General features: G+C 51.8%; 4 protein-coding genes and 1 pseudogene. 3 read left to right on the top strand and 2 right to left on the bottom strand.

Going from position 1 to position 4096, the window contains the following annotated elements; all coding sequences use genetic code 11:
- Both V7730_RS22345 and V7730_RS22340 read left to right on the top strand, forming a co-directional pair.
- Nucleotides 1-146, top strand: a pseudogene (locus tag V7730_RS22345) (IS30 family transposase); the annotation flags it as partial.
- 385 nt (nucleotides 147-531) lie between these two features.
- Nucleotides 532-1680, top strand: a complete 1149-nt coding sequence (locus V7730_RS22340; protein WP_335749759.1) for a glycosyltransferase — start codon at nucleotides 532-534, stop codon at nucleotides 1678-1680.
- 227 nt (nucleotides 1681-1907) lie between these two features.
- Here the strand turns inward: V7730_RS22340 and V7730_RS22335 are convergent, their stop codons facing one another.
- A complete protein-coding gene (locus V7730_RS22335; RefSeq protein WP_335749758.1) occupies nucleotides 1908-2540 on the bottom strand; it encodes a tyrosine-type recombinase/integrase in 633 nt (210 codons plus the stop codon).
- Between the two features lie 334 nt (nucleotides 2541-2874).
- Nucleotides 2875-3510, bottom strand: a complete 636-nt coding sequence (locus V7730_RS22330; RefSeq protein ID WP_335749757.1) for a DUF2306 domain-containing protein — start codon at nucleotides 3508-3510, stop codon at nucleotides 2875-2877.
- Between the two features lie 421 nt (nucleotides 3511-3931).
- Between V7730_RS22330 and V7730_RS22325 the strand changes: the two genes are divergently transcribed.
- The gene (locus tag V7730_RS22325) at nucleotides 3932-4078 is read left to right on the top strand and encodes a hypothetical protein (RefSeq protein ID WP_335749756.1); all 147 of its coding nucleotides are present in this window, start codon (nucleotides 3932-3934) and stop codon (nucleotides 4076-4078) included.
- Nucleotides 4079-4096: the final 18 nt, after the last annotated feature.

The following is a 4096-nucleotide window of genomic DNA, read 5'->3' as shown; positions in this document are numbered from 1 at the left end:
ACTTTCCAAAAGGCACAGATTTGTCGATACACAGTCAAGCAAAGTTGAGCGCCGTCGCCAGACAACTCAACGAACGACCTCGAATGACGCTGGGGTATGAAACTCCCGCAGAGCGTTTCAATGCATGTGTTGCATCGACCAGTTGAGACCGCCGGACTAAGCGGCCTGATGCAGGTGCGGCTATTGCTCATGCAGCATTTCTTCGCTGTTGCAGCAGAAAAATTCGGCGGCGCAGCGATTTTCCCAAGACCAGCCATTCGGTCACTTTGAAACGGGGTGAATCCAATCCGATCTTTCGCTGCGGTCCGTTCCAACTCACGAGATGCGGGACAAAACCGACTTTCATCCTTGCAACCGGGATGTCCGCTTTTAGTAGGCAATTTACGACCCGAGACAGCGATCTAAAAGTGACTTGGCGAATGGAGTGTTCCAGGTATGTTGGACAGTTCTGGCTAAGGGCAGGCCCGTAAACCTATTTAAGACACGGGCACTGGCGCTCGAAATTCAGGAAATTTTTAGGAAAGTTGTATTATGAAAGTCCTTTTCACTTCGACCAAAGGAACTGGCCACGCACGCCCACTCCTTCCATATATCGCAGAATTACAAAGGCTTGGTCACGACGTGCACTTTGCGGCCCCAGAACAGTTGCGCGATATGTTTGAAAAACGATCCATACCTTTCACCCCTCTCAGCCGAGTGCCCGAAGAAGACGTACAAGCTCGATTTGCTGCCGCACGCGATATGCCCAAGGACGAAATCCCAAAGTGGGCAATTCAGGAGTTTTTCGTCAGGTTGTGGGCTGGTGATGCAATGCAGGACCTTTCTGCGCTTGTGACGGAATGGAGCCCTGATCTTATCGTACGCGAGTCTGCTGAATTTGCGGCTCCCATCGTCGCAGCCAAAACCAAAACACCTTGTGTCCGTGTGGAAGTCCATAACAGTCCGGGAGAGAGTCTCTTCATCGAACATGGAGCCGCACCACTTGACGAACTACGCCAATCGGCTGGCCTACCTGCTGACAACGGGAAGTCGCTAATGACCGAACGCGCGTTTACGTCTTTCCCAAAGTCCTTTGATCCAAAAACTGATTGGAATGACAGGCCCGAGCCATTTCGGGTAAATTCGCAATCTGACGTGGGCAGCCCTTCTTTGAAACGGCCCGCATGGGCTCCTGACAACGGCCAGCCCTTTGTCTATGTCACGTTTGGGACAGTCGCTGGAAATGAAGCTGAAGAACGCGCCGCCTATCAGACTGCGTTAGAGGCTGTGGGCAATTTGCCAATTAACGCGCTTCTGACAACAGGCATCAATATGGATGGTTCGCTACTTACTGACATTCCAGACAATGTAATAGTCGAAGCTTGGGTGCCCCAAGACGACGTCTTTTCATATGCATCTGCAATAGTGCATCACTGCGGGTCGGGTACGTTGATCGGCGCTTTGGCGGCTGGGTTGCCCTCCATTGCCGTCCCACTTTTTGCGGATCAACCGAGCAATGCCGAGCAAATTGAGAAAATTGGTGCAGGTGTAGCGGTTTTTGATCTGGACGTCGCTTCGTTACAAAACGCTATCATGCGCGTGCTGGACGATGACAGTTTCCGCGTGAGCTCTGAGCGCTGCGCAAAAGAGATTGCGGTGTTACCAACGATAGAAGATGCAATCGAAGAGATGTGCAAATAGTGTCTGGGTAACTAAGTTGCGGCCAACCAGAATATCTGATCTTCATCGCTGACTTTCAACGATCTCAAGATTGTCGTCGCATTTGATGGGGAATTGACCAAGTTGGCGAAGCGGACATTCGTCTCATTGTAGCCTCAGTCCGCTTGGGGCTCCGTCCCGTCATTGGCTCTGCTTTGATGCATGACCGGTTCAGGAAGACGAACGGCAACAAGCCGTTCGTCCAGTGTTCAAATGTCGATCTTTTCCGCAATACTCAACGCGTCTTCAAGTTCGACACCGAGATAGCGGACCGTGCTGTCAACCTTGGTGTGCCCAAGCAGAAGTTGGACCGCGCGAAGATTGCCAGTTTTACGGTAGATCAACGCAGCCTTTGTACGCCGCATCAAATGGGTGCCATACGCACTCGGATCAAGACCGATTTCTGTGACCCAATTCCGGACTAGACGCCCATACTGCCGACTCGAAACGTGAGGCCGGTCATGGAAGCGGCTTGGGAAAAGAAAGCTGCACCTGAGCATTTCCGGACTGCAAACCCAGCTCCATAGAGAATCGCGCGTATTTTCAGAGACTTCGAACTGCACCGGCCGTTTGGTCTTGCTCTGGATGACAGAAACACGTTCGCGAACCCTGTCATTGGATACGAGATCAGTAACTTTCAATCGGACGAGATCGCAGCCTCGCAACTTGCTGTCAATTGCGAGGTTGAACAGCGCCAGATCTCTGAGATTGCCCGCAAGTTCAAGCCGCGCACGAATGGCCCAGGCTTGTTTGGGAAGCAACGGGCGCTTTTGGCCAACCAGACGTCCTTTGTTCCAAGGTCGGCGTTTTGACTTAACTGCGGGAAGTTGGATTCTGGACATGAGTTTTCCTCCAACCATCCCTCCAACCCAGGCATCGACACAGTGTCGACCTGCAAACTCTATCAGAAAAGGTAATGGCCGCTCTCAGAGACGCCTCATAGCGCTAAACGGCAGCGGAACGGTTGACCGCTTGGAGCCCAATCTGTGAATTCGATTTTCTCGCTGCTCGCGCTCGCCGAACTGAAAATGCCGCAAGTGCTTAGTCATCTGCGCTGCCACGCGGCGGGAAAACCGGCCATTCATGCAAGACGTAGCAAGACCAATCCGGCGAACTCACGCACTGAGGACAAAGCCGTCGTTTAGCTGATGGAGGTACGAAAACCTTGCGATCGACTTATTGCTTGATACGCAGGTATACTTCGACGCCAAGAAGATATGGAAGAAAGAACGCAACACTTTGTGCCAGATCAAAGCCTCCCGTGAATTGCGGGTTGGACCATAGACCGTCAGTGGCCAGATACCAAAGGCCATAGTGGACGCGGTAGAACCAAGAACCCAAAGCCAGCCAGAAAAAACGCAGGGCCCAAGCGTTATGATCCGCGATACGCCTTGCCAGTGCGTAGCGGATGGTTTGCATGGCGGTCAGCAGAACCAGTACCCCGTAAAGTGAAAAACCGATATTCATGGGAGTCCCACCGATTGTGCCACGCAGTGGAATGTAGACGAGCCCACCTACTGCGGTCGTAACTGCAGCGATGATGATCAGCCGCCCCGACCAGCGGTGCAGCGCGGGTAAACGCAGTCGGATTGAAGGGATTAATTGGAGCGGCACCAATGCTGTAATGGCCGCTCCCGCGGCCATATGGCTAAAAATAGACAGATTGGCGATAAGATTATCGGACCGTATGTAGTGCGGCGCGGGCAGGGTATCCCGCAGGCCGCCCTGCGCAAAGTTTATAGCATAGATCGAAAAGGGAAGCGTTAGCAGTGCTAGAAGGACAAGCGAAAATGTTTGGACTCCGGTTTTCATACGCCACATTAGATAGCGTATGTAAAGCCTTCGCAACTTTGTGACTGAAGAGCGAAAATATGTTCGGTTACTGAAAAAGTGAGATAGGATACTTCGGGCTCTCAGCCGCCATGCGGTGCTGCAGCGACAGGAAGTGATCGACCGTTCCGAGACCTGCCGTTGGTCAAATTCACGGCAACCTATTCCAAAGCTGTTCAAAATATTGGTGTTTGCGGCAACAAGGCCAAGAAAGCGCGCCATTCCGGTTCAGACAGGGGTCGTTCCTTTTTTCCATCGAGCGCTCGCTCCGAGCCCAAAGTGTCCTGTCCCAATTTTTGCCCGCAACTTAAAGAGTTGACGCTCCTCATGCGGAAAGCCGGAAAAAAACATTTGAACCGGTCAATCTTTAGATACAGTTCAACAACTAGTAAGGAGAAAACTCATGAAACCTTCCATTCTCAACCTAGCTCTTGCCAGTTTTTTGGCTTCAAATCCGGCTTTCGCCGAAGAACGCATTGAGATTAACAATATCTACCCGCTTAATCAGGAATACTCTGAAGTGGTCCGGCAAAATTGGACAGCGTGCTAAGATGTATCCAACCCGAAC

This window comes from Sulfitobacter sp., assembly GCF_036961165.1.
In the GTDB taxonomy this organism is placed as follows: domain Bacteria; phylum Pseudomonadota; class Alphaproteobacteria; order Rhodobacterales; family Rhodobacteraceae; genus Sulfitobacter.
This window is presented reverse-complemented; position numbering and strand designations above follow the sequence as displayed.